Consider the following 22,237-nt stretch of genomic DNA (forward strand, 5'->3'; position numbering starts at 1 on the left):
GCCGTGCTCGGTGGACCGCAGCTCGGCCGTCGGCGCCTGCCGCAGCGCGGACAGCGTCGCCGCGTCGACCTTGACCTCGCCGCCGGCGCCGGGGTTGACGGTGGAGTCCCACATGTACGCCTCGGACGAGACCGCGACCGTGCGGCCCGCCGTGTTCCGGAACGCGACGCGGCCGCCGGTGGCGGTGCGGGCCACGGTGTCGCCGGTGACGTCGTACCGGATGGCTGCGAGGGCCGGGTTCGCCGCCGCCGCGGCGGTCTTCACGACGAGGACGTGCGTGAACCCGGTCGCGGTGGCCGTGGCGCGCAGGTCGATGTCGGGCAGGACGTTGCTGTAGACGGCCGACGAGCCGTCGATCACCGGTTTCGGCAGTACCACGGGCAGTGCCAGCGACAGGGTCGACCCGGCCGCGCGGTAGGTGACGAACGGGCCCTTGCCCCCGGCGGAGAACACCACGTCGGCGACCGCGGCGACAGGTGCCAGGGTGCCGTCGGCCCGGGCGCGCAGGCTGGTGTCGACCGGCACCCACGTCCTGTCTGCACGGCGCACACGGGCCGGGACCGCGCTGGACGTGAAGGTGGACGTGCCGTCGGGGTTGGCGAACACCTGGGTGTACTCGCTACGGCCCGCGGCCACCTCCACCTTGCCGCCGCAGGCCTTCGCCGCCGCGCTGGCGGACCGCTCGTCGGGCCGCTCGGTGACGCACGGCACCGGCGCCGCCGATGCCGGTGTTGCCGCCGCACCGCCCGCCACCAGCACTCCGGCCAAGACCGTCAACGCGACGGAACCATTCGGCCAGACGGTTCGCCTGAATCTGGACATGACCACGGTGAATCCCCCGTTTCCGCTGGATCAAATCTCGCGCAGCGTAGGGCACGAAATCGTCAGGCGGCAATACCCCGTAACGAATGCGATTTTTCAGCCCAGATATCGTCGTATTGTCTGCGGTTCTGGCCGATTTTCCACCGAAGTGGATCATGGATATTAAGTGGCGCTGCTATTTCTTCGCTCTCATCCGGCTATCACGCTGAAGAGCGTGTCAGTACAGCTGGGCGAGGGTCGTGGTGGCAGTTGAGGTGCTATTGATTCCTGTCGAAAATCGCCTTATTGTGTGCGGGCGTGTCGATGCATTGGCAACGAACAAATCGTCTTTGAGCGTCACTTGGCGGGGGAGTGCGCATGGCTGGTCCGCGCGCGGCGCGAACAGGGCCACTGGGTCCAAGTCGGCTTGAGCATCGAGATGCAGGTGACCAAGGTGACGCCGTTCGTGATGCTCGGGGCGCCCGGTACGGCGCCGAACCGCACAGAGCCGGCATACGCCGCGGCCTCCATGCAGAACTCCCTGAACAAGCACCTCGACAAGCGCTAGCCGTGACGAGTCCCCGCATGTCGCTGGCGTTGGCGACCGTGGTCGCGCTCGCCGGGTCGGTCGCCTGCACCGGCCCGGCGGGGGCACCCGGCCGGGCACCGGCGCAGCCATCGGAGGCGTCCGCCCCCGATGACTGGAAGCGGCTCGGCACCTGGGACTCCGCCACCGCCGGTCTCCCGCCCACCCGGATCATCATTCCGGCCGGGCAGCTGATCAACCTGCGGGTGCGATGCTCAGGCACCGACTACCTGACGGCGCATATTCACACAGAAACCTTCGAGATCACCAACCGGCCCAGCTGCGACGGCCGATGGCAGCTGACGGGAGTCGCCTTCCCGCCGGGGCCGGCCAAGGACGATCGCGGGCCCTACACGGTGGACCTCGATGGGCCGGCCACCATCACCTCGTGGGCCCTGGAGGCGTACGACATCTATCCCCCTACCCCGACACCGTCAGGGTGAGGCGGGCGGAAGGGCGTTCAGCGTCACGGAGACGGGTTCTGCCGGGTAGGGGGTGCTGGTCCGCACGGCCAGCCGGGCGTGGTGCACGCCCGGCTGGCCGGCGGCGGAAGCGGTCAGCGTGACCGTCACCGTCCGGCTCTTGCCGGCCCCGCCGGTGAACGCCGCCGGGGTCGCCGACAGCCGTGGCACGCCGGTGGGCTCGTGCTCGTCGTCGCAAGGCTAGGTCAACGCCGAGCGGCCATTCGCTCAGCACGAGCGTTCCGGCGTCCAGCGCCGGACGGATGAGCTCGCCGTGGCGGGGCACCTTGACGGTGACGACCACGAGGTCGACATCGTCGCAGCGTGCCAGTTCCTCGGCGTTGTCGAAGGCCAACGGTACGTCGTACGCGGCTGCGGCCGCGCGGGCGGACGACGCGGAGCTCGCGCTGAGCGCCCGCAGTTCGTAGCCGTCCACTTCGGTCAGGGCGGGCACGTGGGCGGTTGCGGCCCAGCCACCGCGGGCGGTCGGGCGCTGCGGTACGCCCGGCCAGGCGACCGGAACGGTCCCGGGCGCATGTCGGTCAGAGGCCGCCGGAGACGGTGATGTCGGTGCCGGTGACGTACGACGCCGCGGGCGAGACCAGCCACGACACCGCCTCGGCGATCTCGTCGGGCCGGCCCGCGCGACCGATCGGACTGCTCGTGGCGGCCTCTTTCGCTCCCGGGGTCGCCGCCGCCAGCTCCGTGTCGATGACGCCCGGCGAGACGCTGGTGACGCGGATCCCTTCGCGGGCGACCTCGTTGGACAGGCCACGGCTGAACGACACCACAGCGCCTTTGGTGGCCTCGTACGGCACGAATCCTGATATGCCGGGGGGCGCCTGGGCGGCGACCGAAGCGATGTTGACAATGGAGCCGCCGTGGCCGCCGTGCGCGGTGGACATCGCTCGTACGGCGTGCTTGGCGCAGATCATGGGGCCCACGACGTTGATCTGCATCAGGCGGGCCAGGTGGTCCGCGTCCTGCTCGTCGATGCGGGCCCGCTCGCCGGTTGTCCCGGCGTTGTTGACCAGCGCGGTCAGCGGCCCCATCTCCTGCTGCGCCCGGTCGAACAGGCCGGCGACGTCGTCGGGTGCCGTCACGTCCGCGCGCACGGCCACCGCCCGGCCGCCGTGGGCCCGGATGGCGGAGACGACCGACTCGGCGCCGTCGGCGTCCGCCGCGTAGTTGACGACCACGCCATACCCGTCCTCGGCCAGTCTCTCGGCGATCGCGGCACCGATACCCCGGCTCGCGCCGGTGACGATCACGGCACCTTTGCCCTGCTCAGTTCCCGTCATCTCGGTGACCTTCCGTCGCTGGATCAACACGTCGGAGTTGGCCGACCCATGTGGTAGCTACCCACAGCGGCCAGCGCGAACCCCGCGCAATCCCTGAACAGAGCGAGTACCAGGTCAAAAGCCTGATCGCCGGAACGGCCGCCGGGCCATTCGTGTGCCCACCGAACGGTGGTGATGCCCTGCGCCGGAAGTCCGCTCGTCGCTTCAGTGCATCACCCGGAACGCGCGGCGCAGCTGGTCGACGAACAGCGCCGGCTGCTCGAACGCGGCGAAGTGGCCGCCCCGGTCGAGCTGCTCGTAGAAGCGCAGGTCGGGGTACTGCCGCTCGCACCAGCGCCGCGACGGCCGGGCGATCTCCTTCGGAAACACCGAGACACCGATCGGCACGCTCAGCTGCGGGACGGACCGCCAGCCGGTGCGCGCGAACCCGTCCTCCCAGTAGATGCGCGCCGAGGAGGCGCCGGTCCCGGTGTGCCAGTAGACGCTGACGTTGTCGAGGATCTGGTCGCGGGTCAGGGCGGTGAGCGGGTCGCCGGCGTGGTCTGTCCACGCCCAGAACTTCTCGGCGATCCAGGCGCACTGGCCGACCGGCGAGTCGACCAGCGCGTAGCCGATCGTCTGCGGACGGGTCGCCTGCTCCACGGCGTAGCCGGTGCCCCATTCCCGGTGGTACGCCAGGTCGGCGAGGCTGCTGCGCTCGTAGTCGGTCAGCTCCCCGGCAGTGTCCGCCGCGGACGGCGGGACGGCCCCCGGCGCGAAGTTGAGATGGATGCCGACGACCCGGTCGGGATGCTGCGCGGCCAGGTTGGTCGTCACCGACGCACCCCAGTCGCCGCCCTGCGCGCCGAACCGGTCGTACCCGAGCCGGCTCATCAGCACCGCCCACGCCGCGGCGATGCGCTGCGGTCCCCAGCCCGGGTCGGCCGGCTTGCCGCTGAACGCGAACCCGGGCAGCGACGGGCACACCACGTGAAAGGCGTCGGCCGCGTCGCCGCCGTGCGCGACCGGGTCGGTGAGCGGGCCGAGGACGTCGAGGAACTCCACGACCGAGCCGGGCCAGCCGTGCGTCAGCACGAGCGGCAGCGCGTCCGGGTGCGGCGAGCGGACGTGGAGCAGGTGGATGTCGAGCCCGTCCACCTCGGCGATGAACTGCGGCACGCTGTTGATCCGGCGCTCGAAGCGGCGCCAGTCGTAGCCGTCGGCCCAGTACGCGCACAGCTCCCGCAGCCAGCCGGCGGGTACACCCTGGCTCCAGTCCGGCGCCGTCGCCGGCTCCGGCCAGCGGGCCAGCGACAGCCGCCGCCGCAGATCGCCGAGCGCGTCGTCGAGGACGTTGACGGTGAACTCCTCCACGCCGCCACCGTAGACCGGGTGGGTGTTGCCGCCGGGTCGTTGCGGAGCCGCTCACCCGGCGGTCTATCCGTGTGCCGGTCGCAGGACACGTTCGCGGCCCGCCGTCTCGGCTGCCGGGGCCACGGCGTCGACGTCGACCGGCAGGTGGCGGGGGCCGCGCAGGGTCGGGTTGGGCCGGTACGGCGGCGGGTCCGCGACGAGGCGCGGGTGCGCCAGCCGGTGGGCGAGCGCGGGCAGGGCGACCTGCGTCTCGACCCGGGCGAGAGGCGCGCCGAAGCAGTAGTGGATGCCGCTGGCGAAGCCGAGGTGCACGTTGTCGGTGCGGTCGGGGTCGAAGCGGTCCGGGTCGGGGAAGCGGGCGGGATCGCGGTTGCCGGCGGCGAGCACCAGCGTGATCGGCGCGTGCCGGGGGATGGTGGTGCCGGCGATGTCGATGTCCGCGAGGGCGCTGCGGCTGGTCAGCAGATGCACCGGTGGTTCGTAGCGCAGCACCTCCTCGACCAGCGGGACGACGAGGTCGGGTTCCCGGCGCAGCCGGTCGAGGACGTCGGGGTGGCGCAGCAGGGTGAGCATGCCGTTGGCGATGAGGTTGACGGTGGTCTCGTGGCCGGCCACCAGCAGCAGCGCGCAGGTGCTGAGCAGGTCGGCGCGGGCCATCGGCGCGTGCGGGCCGGTGTCGGTGAGCAGCCCGGAGATCAGGTCGTCGCCGGGCTGGCGGGCGTCGGCGGCGGCCAGCCCGTCGAGGTACCCGCCGAGCTCGGCGTTGATCCGGTCCCGCCGGCGCTGGCGGTCGGCGAACGTGCCGGTGGTCGGGTCGGCGGTCTCGACGAGCGCGTCGGCCCAGTGGTGGAAGCGCGGCTGGTCGTCGCGGGGGACGCCGAGCAGCCGGCAGATCGCGGTGACCGGCAGCGGGTAGGCGAAGTCGTCGACGAGCTCGACGCGGTGCCTGCCGGCGAGGTTGTCGATCAGGTCGTCGGCGGTCCCGGTCAGCCAGGGGCGCATGCCCTCGACGCGCCCGGGGTTGCAGGGCGGCCCGAACGGCCGGGTGGCCAGTTCCCGCAGCCGGTCGTGCTCCGGCGGGTCGCGGGAGATGAAGGGCAGCGGCAGTCCGTGCGAGGTGCCGTCCAGTTCGGGCCGGCTGCGGGGGTCGGAGCTGACCCTGCGGTCGTGCAGCAGCGCGACGATCTCGTCGTAGGTGCTGACGACGTAGCTGCCGTCGGGCTCGCGCGCCACCGGGGTCTTGCGCAGCTCGGCGTACAGCGGGTACGGGTCGGCCCGGTTGGCGGGGTCGAGGATCTGCTCGAAGACGCTGGCCTGTGCCATGACGGTGCCTTCCTCGGTGGTGCGGCGCCGGCCGTGCGGCCGGCCGGCCCGTCAGTGGTGGTGGAGCAGCCCGGCGCGGCGCTCGCTGGGGTCGTGGCCGGTCACCGCGACGGTCGCGTGGCGGATGCGGGTGCGGTGGTCGGGCATCTGCGCCGCGACCGGCTGGCCGTCGGCCGGGTCGTCGACCCCGCGAAGACCGGGCGGGAACGGTGCGCCGGCCTCGATCAGGCGCTGGTAGCCCTCCAGCCACTTGCCCTGGTTGAACCCGACCGCGGCGACGAGCCGGCCCTGGTGGCCGTAGGCGGCCACGAACCGGCGCTGCGCGACCGAGCCCTGGGCGATGACGACCTGGTCGGCGAGGGCCGGCACCCCGACAGACTTGATGTTGGTGTCGAACTGCGCCGACCAGAACACCGGGACGGCCAGGTGCGGCCAGCGCTCGGCCGGGACGCTGACCATGTTGTGCGCGGCGACCTGGGCCTGGGCGACCGCGTTGCCCCAGTGTTCGAGGGCCAGGAACTGGTAGTCGTACAGCGGGTGCGGGAAGCGCGCCACGTCGCCCGCGACGAAGACGTCGTCGGTGACCACGCCCGCCGCGTCGAAGACCCGGCAGCCGGCGTCGCAGCCGACGCCCCAGTCGCCGACGGCCAGCCCGCAGTCGCGCAGCCATTCGGTGTTGCGCACCGCGCCCAGCGCCACCACGGCCACCTCGGCGTCCACGGTGCTGCCGTCGGACAGGTGCGCGCGGCGCAGCCGCCCGGCGGTGTCGCCCTCCAGGCGGGTGACGGTGACCCCGCAGCGCAGATCGACGCCGTGTTCACGGTGCAGGCCGGCGGCCACCGCGCCGATGACGCCGCCCAGCGCTCCGACCAGGGGCGCGGGTCCGCGCTCGACGAGGGTGACCGCCAGGTCCCGGCTCCGGCAGGCCGAGGCGACCTCGGAGCCGGTGAACCCGCCGCCGATGATCAGCACCCGGCTCGGGCGGTCGGCCAGCCGGTCGTGCAGGCCGGCGGCGTCGTCGCGGGTCCGCAGGACGAACACGCCGTCGAGGGCCGCCTCGTCCGGGTTGAACCAGGGCCGGGCGCGGGTGCCGGTGGCGATCAGCAGGCGGTCGTAGTCGGCGAAGCCACCGTCGCCGAGGTGCACCCGCTTGCCGGCCGGGTCCAGCCCGGTGGCGGGCACGCCGAGCAGCCACCGAACGCTGAGCGCGTCGGCGCGGGGCAGCCCGGTGTGGCTGGCGGGCACCCACCCGTCGAGGACCTGCTTGGACAGCGGCGGCCGGTCATAGGGGCGGTGCGGCTCGTCGCCGATCATCGTCAAGGAACCGGTGAAGCCCTCCCGGCGCAGGGTCGCCGCGGCGGCCAGGCCGGCGAGCGACGCGCCCACGATCACGATCCGGCCGTGCCGGCGCAAGGCCTCGATCGCCGCGTCGTGCCGGTCCGTTCCCGGCCATCCGGCCGTCCGCGACGGGGCGGCCGTCCGCGCGGACACCGCCGGCCCGGTCGTCGCGGACTCCACGGCGGCTTCCTTGTCGTCGACGTGGTCGACCAGGATGGCCTGCACCGGGCAGGCCGCCGCCGCTCGCAGCACCCGCTCGCGCTGCGCGTCGTCGGGCTCCGGGTCGTACATCAGCGCCTCGGCGCCGCGCATCCGGAACACCTCCGGAGCAAGGAATGCGCACTGCGCGTAGCCCTGGCAGCGCGTGAGGTTCACCACGACGCGCATAGCCTGACCTCCCGACCGTGGGCATCCCCTGCTTCCTGCCCGGCAGTCCTACCGGCAAACCCGTGACCCGCCGGCGCGCCGGTCCCGCTCACCCCGCCGCCGGCGCCGCCTTCCGGGTGTTCTGGTCCGCGACGACCAGCCAGCGCCCGTCGGCCTGCGCGTACGTCAGCGTGAAGTAGGCGTTGGTGTCGGACATGATCTGCCCGTCGGCGTCGACGGTGCAGCAGCGGTACTCGATCAGGACCCGCCCGGTGCTGCCGACCGTCGTCACCGTGCGCACGGTGCGCTCCTGCGTCCAGCTGTCGTCGGCGAACATCTCCCGGTGCAGTTCGACGACCGCCGGCTTCCCGGCCAGCACCAGCCCCCGGTGCGGCTCGCCGGGTTGTCCGACGTGGACGGTGTCGTCACGCTGCTCGGCGATGTGGCTGAGGCGCGGACGAATCAGGAGATGGTCGCCCTTGCGCTGGTGGAGTACGGGCGGCTCGATGTCGCGGTGCTCAACGCCGGCGCCGGCGGGGCGCCGCCGCTGGAGGACGAGGGGGCGATCGCGGCGCTCGACGCGATCCACGCCGTCAATGTCCGCGGTGCCGCGCTCGGCATCCGGGCGGCGGCGCCCGCCCTGCGCGCGGCCGGCGGCGGCGCCGTGGTCGTGACCGCCTCCGTCGCCGCGTTGCGCGGCGACCCTTACACCTGGGCGTACAACACCACCAAGGCCGCCGCCGTCAACCTCGTGCGCTCGGCGGCGCTCGACTACGCGTACCAGGGCATCCGGATCAACGCGATCGCGCCGGGGCTCACGCTGACCGCCCGGACCGCCGCCGTGCACGAGGACGCCGAGCGCGCCGGCGAGCTGACCCGGCGCATTCCGCTGGGGCGGTGGGCCGAGCCGCACGAACAGGCGGAGGTGATCTGGTTCCTGGCCTCCCCGGCGGCGTCGTACATCACCGGCGAGGTCCTGGTCAGCGACGGTGGCCTCAGTGCGAGCAACGGCGTGTTCCTCCCACCGTCCGCCGACCCACCGGCCGGCGCTCAGTCCTTCCAGCCGACCACGCCGCCGCGGCCGGTACCACCGATCGTGCCTAGTTCATCGCGGCGGATCTGAGCCTGGTGGCCGGGACGCGCAAGGCCGTCGACGCGGTGACGTCAGCCGTCGCGGCGGTCGGCGCCCTCGTGCTGTGCGCGCGGCGCTATCGCAGCTCGCGGCATCGGGCAACGGGGCTGAATATGTTTGCATTGGGCCCGGCAGCACGTTGCAGGTCCGTGAAGGGTGCCGAAGATGGCTGGTTCCAAACTGACGATCGAGGACGTCGCGCGTGCGGCCGGCGTGTCGCGGTCGACCGTGTCGCGGGTGATGAACGGCGTGCCCGGCGCCACCGAGGCGGTCCGGCAGCACGTCAAGGACGTCATCGCCGAGCTGGGATACGTGCCTGACCAGACGGCGCGGGCGCTCGCGTCGCGGCAGCAGCCGGCGATCGATGTCGTGGTGGCCTCACCCGCGCCCACAGTGGGATGGATCGGTTCGCACCCGTACTACAGCCGAGTCCTGGCCGGGATCATGGCCGTGCTCGCCGGCCGGGACGTGCAACTGCGCATCCATTCGGTCGCAGCGGCGGAGGATGCCGACGCCATCGACGCGATCGCGCGCCGGGTGTCGGTCGGTCTGGTGCTGGCCGACGGCTCGCCGGCCCTCGCGTCGCGGCTGCACCGGCAATGCCGGCGGGTGGTGTCGCTGGTGGCGACGGCGCCGTCGGTGCCGGCCGTCGAAGCGGACAACGCTGACGGTGCGTACGCCGCCGTGCAGTACCTGTATCAGCTCGGCAGGCGGCGCATCGCCGCGATCCACGGTGCCGACGACACCTGCGGGACCAGCCGCCGGGCCGGATACGTGCGGGCCGTCGCGGAACTGGGGCTGCCGGATCTGAGCACCGGCGGCGCGTTCCGGCGGGAGGTCGGCCTCAGCGCCGCGCGGGACCTGCTCGACCGGCACCCGGACATCGATGCGATGTTCGTGGCATGCGATCTGACGGCCGCCGGCGCCGTCCAGGCGATCACCGCGACCGGCCGGCGAGTCCCGCAGGACGTCAGCGTGGTGGGATTCGACGACAGTATCGCCGCGGTGTGCGCGAACCCGCCGCTGAGCACCATGCGGATGCCGGTCGAGGACATGGCCGCCGCAGCGGTGCGGCTACTGCTGGACGGCCCCGTCCCGGCCGGCTACCGGCAACGTTTTCCGGTCGAGCTGATCGTGCGGGAGAGCACGGCACCAGGCTGACCTGGTCATGAGAGCGCTCTCGCCCCTACCGTGCGCCCTTACGCAAACGGAAGGGCGCAGCTATGGCACTCCCCGAGTCAGCACCTCCCACAGACGTGCCGCTCACCGAGCCCGCGGTGCACCGGTCGGCGGTCCGACTGGCGCTCGCCTCACCGCTGTACCGCGGGGCGACCATCGCGATGTTCCTGTCCGGGCTCGGGTTCTCCGCTGCAGCACCGCAGATCGCCAGGTTCCTGGTCAACGATCTGGGCGGCTCGCTGACCGCCGCGGGGCTGTTCTACCTGACCAACCTGACGGCTCCGGTGGCCGGCTACCTGGTCGGTGCGCGGTCGGACCGCACCGGCCGCCGCCTGGGGTTGTTCCGCGTCTGTGCCGTGGCTGGGTTCGTCAGCTGGGCGGCCATCGCGTACTCGACCCAACTGTGGATGCCGTTCGTTCTCAGCGCCGTCATCGGCGGGTTCGGCGGCGCCGCGACGTCGCAGCTGTTCGCCGCGATCCACGACGAGACGAAGGCGCACCCGAACCCGAACACCGACGGCGTGGTCTCCATGGTGCGGATGGCCCTGACCACCGGCTGGGTCGTCGGCCCGGCCACCGGCGCCTTCCTGGCCGCACACACCTCGCTGCGCACCATGCTGCTCGCGACCGCCGTCGCCACCCTCGCCCAGATCGTCCCGCTCGGGAACCTCAAGACCTCGCCGGCCGCGGCCCCCGCGGCCGCGGCGTCAGCACCCGGCCCGCGCCTGCGCGCGATGCTGCCGCTGCTCGCGTTCACGGGACTGTACGTCCTGGTGTACGCCGGCGAGTCGATCAAATACGCATACCTGCCGATCTACATGACCGACCAGCTGCACTACCCGGCCGCGCTCAGCGGCGCCGTCATCGGCATCCAACCGCTGGTCGAACTGATCCTGATGCCCGTGGCGGTGCTCGTGGCCCGCCGGATCGGGATGATGCGCCTGATGGTGATCGGTGCGGCGTTCGGCGTCGCCGCCAACGTCTGCTTCGCCACGACCGGCACGGCCGCCGGGCTGTTCGCCGGGCAGGTCCTCATGGGCGGCGTGTGGGGCATCTTCGCCGGGCTGGGCATCATCGTCGCCCAGGACCTGCTGCCCACCGCCGTGGCCACCGCCTCGGCCGTCTTCCTGAGCTCCACCGCCGTCAGCTCCGCGCTCGGCGGCGCCGCCGGAGGCATCGGCGCCGCCGTCATCGGACTCCCCGCGGTGTTCCTGATCCCGGCTGCGGCCGCGCTGCTCGCCGTGACAGGCCTCGCCGTCATGGCCCGCCGACGTGCGTGATCCCGGGGAGGGGTAACCCACATTCGGTGGATTGGCGCGGCCGTCGGCCGTCGGCCGTAGGTGCGGACGTCGCGTCGGAGAAGGAGCCGTGCTGTGACGACCGGGGCCGTCGGCCTGACGACCAACACCCTGCCGACGCCGCTGGGCATCGACACCGCCTCGTCGCCCGGGTCAAGCGGCGCCGGCGTGGGCTGACCCCGGCAGGGCAAGCACCCGGCCGCGACGGACCTGGTCAAGCGGAGGCTCACCGCGCCCGCGCCGGACGTGGCCTGGTGCGGCGACATGACCGAGATCGTCACCGGCGAGGGCAAGCTCTACCTGGCCACCGTCATCGACCTGTACTCCCGGCGCATCCCCGGCTACGTCATGGGCGACCGGCACGACGCCGCCCTGGTCGTCGCCGCGCTGAACATGGCCGCGGTCACCCGCGGCGGCGACGTCACCGGCGTGATCTTCCACAGCGACAGCAGCAGTGCATACTGCTCGGCCGACTTCGCCCAGGCCTGCGCCCGCTGGAACGTGCGCCAATCGATGGGCCGGGTCGTCTCCTGCTTCGACAACGCCGTGGCCGAGACACCGCCGGGACGTGGAAGGTCAAGCAGTGCAGCAGGCGCACGGGTCCGTCGATGTCGTCATCGGCGGGCATGTGTGCGGCGCAACCGGATCCAGCGGAATCCGTATCCGTCGAGTTCGAGATCGCCAAGGTCCAGGCGGTCGTACTCGCGGTCGCTGAACACCTCGACGGGGTGTCCGTCGTGCTCGATGGGTGTCGGCAACGCGAACCGGACGGGCTGGTCGGTGAGGTTGTGGACGAAGACGACCGTCCCGCTGGGTGCCTCGGCGCGGTGGGCGAGGACCGAGGTGGATTCGACGGGGAGGAGGTCGTGCTCGCCGACGCCGATCTCTTCGCATTCGCGCAGGGTGTGCAGCATCCGTTCGAACCACACGAGCAGCGAGTCGGGGTCGCGGCGCTGGTCGGTGACGTTGACGTGTTCGTAGGAGAAGGGGCCGTCGTCGATGACGGGCCGGATGAGGGCGTCGTCGGCGACGTCGGCGGTGGTGAAGCCGGCGTGGGCCGTGGCGGACCATTGCATCGGCGTGCGGATGGCGTCGCGTTCGGGCAGTTGGAGGTTCTCGCCCATGCCGATCTCGTCGCCGTAGCGCAGCACAGGGGTGCCGGGCATGGTGAACTGCAGGCTGTAGGCCATGCGAAGCCGCCGTTGGTCGCCGTCGAGCATAGGGGCGAGGCGGCGGCGGATGCCACGGCCGTAGAGCTGGTGGCGCCGCTGCGGCCCGAACGCGTCGAAGACGTCCTGCCGGTCCTGTTCGTCGAGGCCGGACAGGTCGACCTCGTCGTGGTTGCGCAGGAAGGTGGCCCACTGCCCGTGCCGGGGCAGGGCGGGCAGGGTCTCCAGCGCCTCTTGGACGGCCTCCGGGTCCTGTTTGGCCAGGGCGAGCATGAGCGCTTCGTTGAGCTCGAACGCGAACAGCATCTGCAGCCGGTTCGCGGCGCCGTCGGCGTCGCCGAAGAACTCCATCAGCTCGTCGCGCCGGACGTTGGCCTCGGCGAGGAACACGGCGTCGCCGCGCCGCCACGACGTCTTCTCCCGCAGTTCGGTCAGGAACGCGTAGTCACGGTCGGTCGGGTCACCGCCCGGTCTGGTCTGTTCGATGGTGAACGGTGCGGCGTCGATGCGGAAGCCGCTGACGCCGAGCCGCTGCCAGAACGACACGATCTTGGCGAGCTCGTCGCGGACCTCGCGGTTGCAGATGTTGAGGTCCGGCTGAAAGTCGTAGAAGCGGTGGTGGTACCAGGCGCCGGCCTGGTCGCAGTAGGTCCAGGTGGTCTGCTGCACCCCGGGGAACACCATGCCTTCGGTACGGTCGGGCGGCTCCTCCTGCGACCATACGTACCAGTCGCGGTACGGGGAGCGGGGGTCTGACCGGGCCGAGGTGAACCAGGGGTGTTCGTCGCTGGTGTGGTTGAGCACCAGGTCGAGCATGACCCGCAGGCCGCGCTCGTCGGCGACGTTCATCAGTTCGGCGAAGTCGCCGAGACTGCCGAGCGCGGGATGGATGCCGTAGTGGTCGGTGACGTCGTAGCCGCCGTCTCGCCACGGACTGGGGTGGATCGGTCCGAGCCACACCGTGTTGACGCCGAGCCGGCTCAGGTAGTCGATGCGGCTGATCACGCCTTGCAGATCGCCGACACCGTCGCCGTTGGAGTCCTGGAACGCCCGCACGTCCAGGCTGTAGATCACCGCGTTGCGGTACCAGCGCTCACTCAACATGGACCTCCGGGTCGACTGCAATCAATCCACCCGTGGTACCCATACTCCATGACGGCTACGCGTCAGTCGATGCGACAGACGGGACCGCCGCGACGCCGAGGAACGTGATGTGGCCCAGGACCGCCGGCACAGTTCGCGGCCCGACCATCTCGATCCGCGGCACCGGCGATGGCCGCCGTCGATCGTGTTGCGGCGACGCTGCCGGGACGCCGCCTCGGCCTCTCGCCACGCTTTCGAACGATGGCTGGGTCCGGCCGGCGATGGCGGCGAGCCCGACGAGTTGCAGGAGCGCCCGCTGCGCTGCTTGCGGTTACTGGTCGCGCGGTGACCTGGCCGACGGGCTGCCGCTGCGCGAGGCACGGCAACCGGTGGCGGGCTAGGTTCGAGTAGGCCCGGTTGCTGGCGGTGCCGGCCGGCTTCCACTGGGTCAACTGCTGACCGTGGGCGGAGTCTGTCAGGAGCGGGGCGCGACGATGCCGGCGTCGTAGGCGTGGATGATGGCCGCGGCGCGGTCGCGGACCCCGAGCTTGAGGAAGATTGCCGAGATGTGGCCCTTGACGGTGCGCTCGGCCAAGAAGAGGATATCGGCGATTTCGGCGTTGTTGGCGCCGGAGGCCACCAGGCGGAGCACCTCCAGCTCGCGGTCGCTCAACGGCTCGACCGAGCGGGCGGGGTCGGTAGCGCCAGGCCGCCGCCGGAGGGTGCCCATGACCCGGTCGGCGACGCGGGGATCGAGCCACACACCGCCGCGGGCGGTGATACCGACGGCGCTGACGAGGTCGTTGGCTGGGGCGTCCTTGAGCACGAACCCAGCAGCCCCGGCCTCGAGGATGCCCCACAGGGCCTCGTCGTCCTCGAACGTGGTGAGCGCCAGCACCCGTGGCCCGCTTTCGTCGGCTGCTCCGCCGACCAGTTCGCGGGTCGCCTCGATGCCGTCGAGCACCGGCATGCGGACGTCCATCAGTACGACGTCTGGGCGCAACGTCTGGGCCGCTTCGACACCGGCCCGTCCGTTGGACGCCTCGCCGACGATCTGGAGGTGTTCCTCGGCTGAGAAGATCAGGCGCAGGCCGGCCCGCACGAGCTCTTGGTCGTCGACGAGCAGGAGCCGGATCATCGCCCGCCCTCGGTGTTGGCCGGCCACAGGCGTTGCAGGGGGATCGATGCCTCGACCAGCCAGCCGTCGCCGTCGGGTCCCGCCGAGAACGTGCCGCCGAGGGCCGCGAGGCGTTGGCGCATGCCGTCCAGACCAGTCCCGCCACCAGTCCCGCCGCGCCCGGTGCGGCTGCTGCGGCCTGATGGCACCGGTGAGGGCCCGTTGCGGACCGAGATGGCCAGGGTGTCTGCGTCATCGGCCGACACCCGCACGATGACGTCGGCGCCTGGGGCATGGTGTTCGGCGTTGCTGAGCGCTTCCTGTACCAACCGGTAGGCGGCGAGGCCGGCGTAGGGACCGACGGCCGTGAGGTCGCCGGTCACCTCGGCCCGCACCGGCAGCCCGGCCGTGGCCGCGGTCTGTGCTAGAGCGGCGATGTCGGCGGCACGCGGCTGTGGCGACCCGGTCCCGTGTTCGCCCGGTGCCCGTAGGAGCCCGACGATGGCCCGCACGTTCTGCAGGCTGCTGCGGCCGACCTGCTCGGCTCGCTCGAGCGCCTCGGCCGCTGCGGCCGGATTCTTGGAGAGCACCCGCTGGGCCCCGGCGACATTCAGGAGCATCACTGTCAGGCTGTGACCGACCACGTCATGGACATCGCGGGCGATCCGCTGGCGCTCCTGAGCCGCGGCCGCGTCGTTCAGGTGGGTCTGCGCCTCCCGCAGGGCGGTGGTGAGCTGCCGCTCGCGCCGCAGGACGCGGCCGAAACACCATGCGATCAGCCCGCCGGTGGCGAAGAAGCCGATCACTTCACGCTCTTCGCTCAAGCTGGCGCCCTCCACGATCGGGATGAGGACCGGGAGGACCACCACCGCGATGACGGTCGCCGTGATCTCCGCGCCCACCGACTCGCCGGTCGCGGCCAGCCACCCCATCCCCAGCAGCGCGAAGAAGGTACCGCCAGGGGCATGGCCGGCAACGACGAGCACGCCGGGGACGACGACGCCGGCGAACGCCATGGACCAGGGCCCGATCCGCACATCGCCGGCCACAATGGCCCACGGGACCAGGCAGGCGACCACACCCGCCGCCGCGCCGGCCGACAGCGGCGCGGTCGCGAGGACGAGGACCGCCGCCACGAGCGCGGCCAACGGGAACGCGAGCCCGGTGGCGAACGTGCTACCCCACGACCGCAACGTCACCTGATCCACGCAGGCAGCGTACGACCAATCCGCTGCCTCTGGCACCGTCCCGTGGTACCGGTCGGACCGGTCGGTGGGCCGTGTCCCGTAACGGTCCGCAGATCGATGTGGCCGCCGGGCCCGCCGCCGCACGATGGGCCGATCCCGACCCCGGCAGCTGGAGGCTCATCATGTTCACCCGACTCGGTCATCTCGCCGTCCGCCGGCGCCGGCTGCTGCTGGCCTTCACCGTTCTGTTCATCATCGCCGCCGGTTTCGCCGGGGTCGGCGTGTTCGGCGCCCTCGGCGATGCCGGCCTCACCGACCCCGGCTCAGAGTCGTACCGCGCCCGGCAGTTCCTCGAAGACGAACTCGGCGTGCGCAAGAATGAGGCCGTCCTGCTGGTGCAGGCCGCCGGTGGTGGCGCCGACACCGACGACGTCGACGACCCGGCCGTCGCCGCAGCGGCCACCCGCCTCGCCGAGTCGGTGCGGGCCGATGCGCATGTCGCCTCCGTCAGCTCCTACTGGTCGCTGGACGGCGGCGACCCCCGGCGAGCGACGTTGCGCTCGACCGACGGCTCCGCGGCCCTGGTCGTGCTCGACCTCGCCGGCACCGACGACGAGGTCAAGGACGCGGTCGTGGCGATCCGCGATCGGTACGCCGGAACCGACGGTCCGATCACCGTCGGCCTGGGCGGGGCCGCGGCGATCAACGTCGCCATCGGGGATCAGCTCGACACCGACCTGATCCGGGCCGAAAGCCTTGCCATCCCGGTCACGCTGGCGCTGCTGGTCTTCGTGTTCGCAGGCGTGGTGGCCGCCGCGCTTCCGCTGGCCATCGCCACGGTGTCGGTGACCGGCGCGTTCCTGGTCCTGTACGTCATCTCCCGGGTGACCGACGTGTCGGCCTACTCGATCAACCTCACCACCGGCCTCGGCTTCGCCCTGGCCATCGACTACTCGCTGTTCATCGTGACCCGGTTCCGTGAGGAACTGGCCGCCGGCCGGTCCAGCGACGAGGCGGTCGTTCGTACGGTCGAAACCGCCGGGCGGACCGTGGCCGTCTCGGCGCTGACGGTGGCGGCCTCGCTGTCGGCCCTGCTGGTGTTCCCCCTCTATTTCCTCAGGTCGTTCGCCTACGCCGGCATCGCCGTCGTCGTCGTTGCCGCGGCCGGCTCGTTGCTCAGCCTGCCGGCGCTGCTGGCCGTCCTGGGTCCTCGGGTCAACGCCTGGTCGCTGCGGCGCGCGCGCCACCCGCGCCGGTTCTGGCACCGCTTGGCCAGCCTGGTCATGCGCCGGCCCGTGCCGGTGGCGACCGGTGTGGTCGTCCTGCTCCTGCTGCTCGGCGCCCCGTTCCTCGGAGTCAACCCCGGCCTGCCGTCCTACCAGGCGCTGCCGCCGTCCAGCGAGGCCCGGCAGGTGGCCGACGTTCTGGCCACCCGCTTCGCCGGCAACCACAGCGACCAGTTCGCCATCGTCCTGCCCGGCGTGGCGGCCGGCGACGCGACTGCCTTCGCGGACGATGTCCGAACCGTCCACGGCGTGGCGTCGGTGACGGTACAGCAGGCCGAGGCCGGCTCGTGGCTGACCGTCGTTCCCTCGGTGCCGCTACGCTCCGCCGAAGGTGAAAGCCTGGTCAGGGACCTGCGGGGGCTTGACGCCCCCTTCGCGTTCGGGGTCGAGGGCCGCGCCGCCGAGCTGGTGGACACCAAGGCCGCCATCTACGACCGGCTGCCGCTGGCCCTGGGCATCATCGCTCTGGCCACCGTCGTGCTGCTGTTCGCCGCGTTCGGCAGCGTTCTGGTGCCGGTCAAGGCCGTCGTGCTCAACCTGCTGTCGCTGACCGCCACGTTCGGCGCGATGGTGTGGGTATTCCAGGATGGCCACCTGTCGGGCATCCTCGGTTTCACGGCCACCGGGCAGCTGGATGTGACCATGCCGATCCTCATGTTCTGCATCGCCTTCGGACTGTCCATCGACTACGAGGTGTTCCTGCTCTCCCGCATCAAGGAGGAGTACGACCACATCGGCGACAACACACGGGCGGTAGCCGCCGGTTTGGAGAAGACCGGCCCGCTGGTCACCGCTGCCGCTGCCGTGCTGGCCATCAGTTTCACCGGGTTCGCGGCCGCCGGGATGAGCTTCATGAAGCTCATGGGCGTCGGCCTGGCACTGGCCATCATCATGGACGCCACCATCATCCGAGGGCTGCTGGTCCCGGCTTTCATGCGCCTGGCCGGCCAGGCCAACTGGTGGGCGCCGGCACCACTGCGGAGACTGCACCAACGGTGGGGCCTCATCGAAGCGCCCACCGCCCCCAGTGACGCGACGAACACCTGATTGCCGCAATGTCGGGAAGTTGTGGTCTGCGGGCGTCCCGGAGGCGACAACTTCCCCGAAACTGCGCCATCTTCGCGGTGAACTGGTTCATGCTGCCGGGCTCTCCTTGGAGTCGCGACTCAATGCCCAGCGGTGGATCGAGGATCAGAACTCGTTGGGGCTCTTGAGCGTCCACGCCTGGTTGAGGTTGCCGGTATCCAGGTACCAGCTCTGAACACCGGTCCCGTTCTGGTTTCCCTGACCGGGACCAGCTTGGACGACCTTGCTGTACCCGACGCTCTGCAATCGCCAGCCGACCGTGGGCGCCATGAGACGCCACATCTGATTGGTCTGACTGGGCGGATAGCAGTCCCACACCTGCAGCGTGGTGCCGTTGCCGCCGCCCGACTGCGCGGGGACGTCGAGGCACCGGTTGCCCGCGGCACTGCTGACGATGTACCACGGGCCGTCGACCTCGTCCGCGGCCGAGGCGCCACCGGCGGGCACGAGTACGGCGGTGATGACGAGCAGAGCCGCTCCGGCCCGCCCGAGCTTACTGATCCAGCGGTTCATGCTGCCCCCCTACTGGCTACGGTCAAGCTGTCACGTTCCACAGTCACGCACCCCGAGTGGGCGACGACAGCCTTTCGTGTCACTGAGTGACCCAGTCGCGGTGATTCTGCCGCTGGGCAACCGCGTCCGGGACTACCGTGCACCTTCGATGGACTTCGAGCGTTGGCCGGCCGCTTCGGCGTCGATGGTCGGTGAGACGAGGCGTGGCGGATCGGGAGACACGGTGGAGACGATGCGGCTGATCGCGGACGCCGCGTCGAGCACCGGCCGGGTCAGACGCTCGGCGACGAAGCTGCCGGTCCGCCCGATGATGCCGATGGCGCCAATGGCATTGCCGTCACGGCCGAGGACTCGTGCGGCAATGCAGCTGTAGCCGAGCATGGTCTGTTCGTGTTCGATCGCGACCCCGCCGTCGCGCACACCCTCGATGGTCCGCGAAACCTGTGCCCAATTGGTTGGTGTGTACCGGGTCAGCCGCGGCAACGGGTGTGAGCGCAGCTCCGCGGCGAGGTCCGGCCGGTCTGCCAGCACGATCTTACCGACCGCGCTGGCCAGGAAGCCGGCGTCGCGGATCGCGGTCGGCCAGGGGCGGCGCATGTCGGCGGCACGGTGACTGCCGAAGGCGTGGCTCACGATCGCGTTGGTGGTGTCGGTGAAGGCGCTGGCCCAGACGATCTCGCCGGTCCGCGCGAACAGGTCCTGGATGTGCGGAGTGACGGCGCCGCGAAGACCCTGCTGTTCGGCCGCGTGTACACCGAGTTGCAGCAGGTGCGGACCAAGCCGGTACCCGTCCTCACAGCGCTGCAGCAGGCCGCGCGCCACCAGGTCGGCGGCGATGCGCCGGACCGTGGGCTTCGGCAGGCCCGTCGCACGGGTGAGAGCGGCCAGGGACGTCCCGCCGCCCAAGCGCGCGACCGCGTCGAGTATGACCACTACCCGGCCGGCGACCGTGTGGTCGTCCATGCAATCCATGATGGCGTGTCCAGGCCCGGTCGCCTTGTCGGATCCAGGACGCGGGTCATGCAGTGCCACGCACCTGAGCCACCCCCGCTTTCATGGAGCCGGAGCAGGCGGTCCGGGGCTGTGGTTGGGCGCGAGGAGGATGTCGAGGAATCGCTGCGGGTCGTATCCAGTGATGATCGAGGTGTGCGTGTCAGGGGCAGGGCGCGCGCCCCATTCGTTACCGGTTCGGTAGATCTCGACCTGCGCCCAGGTGCCGACGCTTCGGTCGATCGCGCAGCAGGCAGCGAGTGGATCATGGAGCTTCTTACCGTCCGGGTGGCGAACGAGGTACTCCCGCATCATGCGATGGATCAGCGCCAAGGCGGGATTGCGGTGGGCGACCGCGCCGACGCGGTCGTGCAGATCCTGGTCGTACACCACGCCGTGGCAGACGTTCTTGGAGACGAACCAGCGTTCCTCGATGCCTGGATACACCAGTGCGGCGAGCGCCGCACGTGGGTCGCCGTTGAGGTTGTAGCTGGCGCAAGTGCTACGGCCGCGGAACTTGGGGAGCTGCTGGCCTGCGGGAACCACCCCTTCGCCGGCGAACCCGCCTTGCGCCACCAGCTTCCCCAAACGCAGGCGGCCGCCGGCGATCGCCGCGCCCAGGTTCTTCAACGGCGCGCCGCACACCAGCGTGGTCTGCTCGTCGCAGACCTCCGTCAGCACGTGCTCGCCGGGCTCGGCGTCCAGCGATGGTGCCACCTCGCCCAGGACGCGGTAATGCCACGCCGACACGCACGTCTTGGGATGCGCGAGGTCGAACGCGCCGATCCGCACGTCGGTGCGTCCCAGCAGCGCCAGCCCGTGGCGCACGACACCGATCTGGGCCGGCGAACCAGGCGTGACGGTCACCGCCCGCAGGTTCACCTCGGGGTGCCCGGCCAGCAGCAGCAAGGTCAGGAAGTCGTCGGGATCGCCAGTCTCCATGTCCCACACCACGTCGAGCACGAAACGGATCACACCCCGCTGGCAGAACAATGTCCAACGAGTTATCGGCGACCGGTTATGGTTGGCGGCCCGTTCCGGGCGGTCCACATGGCCCGGTTTTTGAACCTTTACGTGGGGTTTTTCTGGTGCTGGAGGTCGAATACATCCGCTGGGTGACAGGGGTCGACGTAGGGCTATGGTGGGGTTACGTTGGGCGTCTACGATGACCGGCGCGTGAATTTGCGAGAAGAGCACCGCTTTGGTGGCGACCCAAGCAGCATCCGGCGCCCACCAGCAACGTGCCGCGGTGCAGCATTCCGCCGAGTGATAGCTGGAGCCGTAACTGCAGTACAGAGCGTATGAGTGGGTCCACGGTTCAGGCTGCACGGCACGTGGAATGGGCCGGACGGGCGATCGCCGGAGGTAGCGAGATGGATGAGATTCCCATTGGTCGCCGCGTGGCGTATTGGCGGAATCGGCGCAAGATGTCGCAGCAGGTCTTCGCCGACCGGCTGGGGAAGTCGAAGAGCTGGGTGGACAAGGTGGAGCGCGGGGTACGCCGGCTCGACAAGTTCTCCGTCGTGTACGAGATCGCCGAAGTGCTGCAACTCGACGTCCAGATCCTGCTCGGCAAGGACCCGGCGCGCCGCGGCGAGCACCCCAACGGGGTCGACCAGGTCGAGGTGGAGGAGATCCGTGCCGCGCTGGAGCGGTACGACCAGATCAGCGCCTTCTTCTCCGCCCCGCCGGAGCCGCCACCGCTCATGGATCTCCGCAAAGCGGTGTCCCACGCCTGGCTGTCCTACCAGCACGCGAAGTACGGAACGCTCGCGCGGACGCTGCCCCGCCTGCTGAGGGAGGCGCAGGCCGCCGACGCCGCCTACGGCGACGGCCCGCATGCGAGGCAGGCCGCCGATCTGCTCGGGCAGGTCTGTCAGGTCTCCGCGGCGGTGCTGCGCAAGGTCGGTGAACACGACTTGTCCTGGCTCGCCGCTGACCGGTCGATCACCGCCTCGCAGCGTGCTGGTGACCATCTGCTCGCCGGGCTGGCCACGATGCGTGTTTCGATGGCGCTGGTGTCCCTCGGCCGGGCACGGCCTGGGCTGGACATCTGCATCAACATCGCCAACCGGATCGTCCCCGGGACCGGCGAGAACGACAGCTCGCCTGAGCGGCTCTCCGTCTACGGCCAGCTGGTGCTGCAGGGAGCATTGGCGGCGGCGCGGCTCGGGGACAGCGCGATGGTCCGTGATCTGCTGTCCGAGGCCGAAGATGCGGCCCGGGGCCTCGACGGCGACGCCAACTACTACTGGACGTCCTTCGGCCCGACGAACGTCCAGATATACCGCGCTGCCGCCGCCGTCGAGCTCGGGGAGGGCAGTTCGGCGGTGGAGGTCCACGAACGCCTGGAGCTCGAAGGATTCAACGCGCTGCCGCCGGAGCGGCGTGCGCAGCATCTCCTCGACCAGGCCCGCGCCCGGTCGATGATCGGCGAAATCGACATGGCCGGCGAGAATCTCCTGGAGAGCGAGCGGCTCGCCCCGGCCGAGATCCGCTGCCGCCCCCTCGCCCACGAGGTGCTCAGCGACGTGCTGCGCCGCACCCGGGGTACACCCTCGGCCCCCATAGTCCAGCTCGCGACGCGCCTGAACGTCAGCATCTGACTTCTCGCCGGAGCCGGGAAGTCCGTGCAGGTTCCTGTCCCGCACCTGCCCGCAGACGTGGA

General features: G+C 71.1%; 20 protein-coding genes and 3 pseudogenes. 9 read left to right on the top strand and 14 right to left on the bottom strand.

All coding sequences use genetic code 11. The features are described from left to right. Positions 1 to 525: pseudogene (locus tag ACFY3L_RS52440) on the bottom strand (hypothetical protein); the annotation flags it as partial. 46 nt (positions 526 to 571) lie between these two features. On the opposite strand from ACFY3L_RS52440, the gene ACFY3L_RS52445 reads away from it, so the two are divergent. The 3 genes from ACFY3L_RS52445 to ACFY3L_RS52455 all read left to right on the top strand — a co-directional run bounded on the left by ACFY3L_RS52445 (position 572) and on the right by ACFY3L_RS52455 (position 1,830). After that, positions 572 to 988 carry a hypothetical protein gene (locus ACFY3L_RS52445; protein ID WP_389342760.1) on the top strand — a complete coding sequence of 139 codons (417 nt, stop codon included), beginning with the start codon at positions 572 to 574 and terminating at the stop codon, positions 986 to 988. 240 nt (positions 989 to 1,228) lie between these two features. Beyond that, positions 1,229 to 1,369, top strand: a complete 141-nt coding sequence (locus ACFY3L_RS52450) for a hypothetical protein (RefSeq protein WP_389342764.1) — start codon at positions 1,229 to 1,231, stop codon at positions 1,367 to 1,369. A gap of 17 nt (positions 1,370 to 1,386) precedes the next feature. Further along, entirely contained in the window at positions 1,387 to 1,830 is a 444-nt protein-coding gene (locus ACFY3L_RS52455; RefSeq protein ID WP_389342767.1) for a hypothetical protein, read from the top strand. Here ACFY3L_RS52455 and ACFY3L_RS52460 read toward each other — a convergent pair. From ACFY3L_RS52460 to ACFY3L_RS52490, 7 genes and pseudogenes are all read right to left on the bottom strand, one after another. Then, positions 1,822 to 2,019 carry a hypothetical protein gene (locus ACFY3L_RS52460; protein ID WP_389342910.1) on the bottom strand — a complete coding sequence of 66 codons (198 nt, stop codon included), beginning with the start codon at positions 2,017 to 2,019 and terminating at the stop codon, positions 1,822 to 1,824. The two genes, ACFY3L_RS52455 and ACFY3L_RS52460, sit on opposite strands and share 9 nt — an antisense overlap. Positions 2,020 to 2,059: 40 nt before the next feature. Continuing rightward, positions 2,060 to 2,311, bottom strand: a pseudogene (locus tag ACFY3L_RS52465) (Gfo/Idh/MocA family oxidoreductase); the annotation flags it as partial. A 79-nt stretch (positions 2,312 to 2,390) separates the two neighbouring features. Continuing rightward, complete coding sequence (locus ACFY3L_RS52470; protein ID WP_389342770.1) at positions 2,391 to 3,149, bottom strand: SDR family NAD(P)-dependent oxidoreductase; 759 nt, start codon at positions 3,147 to 3,149, stop codon at positions 2,391 to 2,393. 204 nt (positions 3,150 to 3,353) lie between these two features. After that, a complete protein-coding gene (locus ACFY3L_RS52475) occupies positions 3,354 to 4,502 on the bottom strand; it encodes an epoxide hydrolase family protein (RefSeq protein WP_389342773.1) in 1,149 nt (382 codons plus the stop codon). A 63-nt stretch (positions 4,503 to 4,565) separates the two neighbouring features. Continuing rightward, complete coding sequence (locus tag ACFY3L_RS52480; RefSeq protein ID WP_389342776.1) at positions 4,566 to 5,825, bottom strand: cytochrome P450; 1,260 nt, start codon at positions 5,823 to 5,825, stop codon at positions 4,566 to 4,568. A gap of 51 nt (positions 5,826 to 5,876) precedes the next feature. Next, complete coding sequence (locus ACFY3L_RS52485) at positions 5,877 to 7,550, bottom strand: FAD-dependent oxidoreductase (protein ID WP_389342779.1); 1,674 nt, start codon at positions 7,548 to 7,550, stop codon at positions 5,877 to 5,879. 88 nt (positions 7,551 to 7,638) lie between these two features. Next, positions 7,639 to 7,908, bottom strand: coding sequence for a hypothetical protein (locus tag ACFY3L_RS52490; protein ID WP_389342782.1), 270 nt, complete (start codon positions 7,906 to 7,908; stop codon positions 7,639 to 7,641). Here ACFY3L_RS52490 and ACFY3L_RS52495 point away from each other — a divergent pair. The 4 genes and pseudogenes from ACFY3L_RS52495 to ACFY3L_RS52510 all read left to right on the top strand — a co-directional run. After that, entirely contained in the window at positions 7,873 to 8,652 is a 780-nt protein-coding gene (locus ACFY3L_RS52495; protein WP_389342785.1) for an SDR family NAD(P)-dependent oxidoreductase, read from the top strand. The genes ACFY3L_RS52490 and ACFY3L_RS52495 overlap by 36 nt on opposite strands. A gap of 174 nt (positions 8,653 to 8,826) precedes the next feature. Further along, a complete protein-coding gene (locus ACFY3L_RS52500) occupies positions 8,827 to 9,822 on the top strand; it encodes a LacI family DNA-binding transcriptional regulator (protein ID WP_389342788.1) in 996 nt (331 codons plus the stop codon). A gap of 62 nt (positions 9,823 to 9,884) precedes the next feature. Then, positions 9,885 to 11,120 carry an MFS transporter gene (locus ACFY3L_RS52505; protein ID WP_389342791.1) on the top strand — a complete coding sequence of 412 codons (1,236 nt, stop codon included), beginning with the start codon at positions 9,885 to 9,887 and terminating at the stop codon, positions 11,118 to 11,120. Positions 11,121 to 11,402: 282 nt separating this feature from the next. Beyond that, a pseudogene (locus ACFY3L_RS52510) lies at positions 11,403 to 11,612 on the top strand (DDE-type integrase/transposase/recombinase); the annotation flags it as partial. A 140-nt stretch (positions 11,613 to 11,752) separates the two neighbouring features. On the opposite strand, the gene ACFY3L_RS52515 reads toward ACFY3L_RS52510, so the two are convergent. The 3 genes from ACFY3L_RS52515 to ACFY3L_RS52525 form a co-directional block, all read right to left on the bottom strand. Continuing rightward, positions 11,753 to 13,408, bottom strand: a complete 1,656-nt coding sequence (locus tag ACFY3L_RS52515; protein WP_389342901.1) for an alpha-amylase family protein — start codon at positions 13,406 to 13,408, stop codon at positions 11,753 to 11,755. A gap of 457 nt (positions 13,409 to 13,865) precedes the next feature. Beyond that, complete coding sequence (locus ACFY3L_RS52520) at positions 13,866 to 14,528, bottom strand: response regulator (RefSeq protein ID WP_389342794.1); 663 nt, start codon at positions 14,526 to 14,528, stop codon at positions 13,866 to 13,868. After that, on the bottom strand, positions 14,525 to 15,655 hold the full coding sequence (locus ACFY3L_RS52525; RefSeq protein WP_389342797.1) for a sensor histidine kinase: 1,131 nt from the start codon (positions 15,653 to 15,655) through the stop codon (positions 14,525 to 14,527). Before ACFY3L_RS52525 ends, ACFY3L_RS52520 begins: the two co-directional genes overlap by 4 nt. A gap of 221 nt (positions 15,656 to 15,876) precedes the next feature. On the opposite strand from ACFY3L_RS52525, the gene ACFY3L_RS52530 reads away from it, so the two are divergent. Beyond that, the gene (locus tag ACFY3L_RS52530) at positions 15,877 to 18,027 is read left to right on the top strand and encodes an MMPL family transporter (protein WP_389342800.1); all 2,151 of its coding nucleotides are present in this window, start codon (positions 15,877 to 15,879) and stop codon (positions 18,025 to 18,027) included. Between the two features lie 144 nt (positions 18,028 to 18,171). On the opposite strand, the gene ACFY3L_RS52535 is transcribed toward ACFY3L_RS52530, so the two are convergent. From ACFY3L_RS52535 to ACFY3L_RS52545, 3 genes are all read right to left on the bottom strand, one after another. Continuing rightward, the gene (locus tag ACFY3L_RS52535) at positions 18,172 to 18,579 is read right to left on the bottom strand and encodes an RICIN domain-containing protein (protein WP_389342803.1); all 408 of its coding nucleotides are present in this window, start codon (positions 18,577 to 18,579) and stop codon (positions 18,172 to 18,174) included. A gap of 132 nt (positions 18,580 to 18,711) precedes the next feature. Next, the gene (locus ACFY3L_RS52540) at positions 18,712 to 19,542 is read right to left on the bottom strand and encodes an IclR family transcriptional regulator (RefSeq protein ID WP_389342806.1); all 831 of its coding nucleotides are present in this window, start codon (positions 19,540 to 19,542) and stop codon (positions 18,712 to 18,714) included. Between the two features lie 90 nt (positions 19,543 to 19,632). Next, on the bottom strand, positions 19,633 to 20,532 hold the full coding sequence (locus ACFY3L_RS52545; RefSeq protein ID WP_389342809.1) for a nucleoside hydrolase: 900 nt from the start codon (positions 20,530 to 20,532) through the stop codon (positions 19,633 to 19,635). A gap of 410 nt (positions 20,533 to 20,942) precedes the next feature. Between ACFY3L_RS52545 and ACFY3L_RS52550 the strand changes: the two genes are divergently transcribed. Continuing rightward, positions 20,943 to 22,175, top strand: a complete 1,233-nt coding sequence (locus ACFY3L_RS52550) for a helix-turn-helix domain-containing protein (RefSeq protein ID WP_389342811.1) — start codon at positions 20,943 to 20,945, stop codon at positions 22,173 to 22,175. The last annotated feature ends 62 nt before the right edge of the window (positions 22,176 to 22,237 follow it).

Source organism: Dactylosporangium sp. NPDC000521 (assembly GCF_042898305.1).
Classification (GTDB): domain Bacteria; phylum Actinomycetota; class Actinomycetes; order Mycobacteriales; family Micromonosporaceae; genus Dactylosporangium.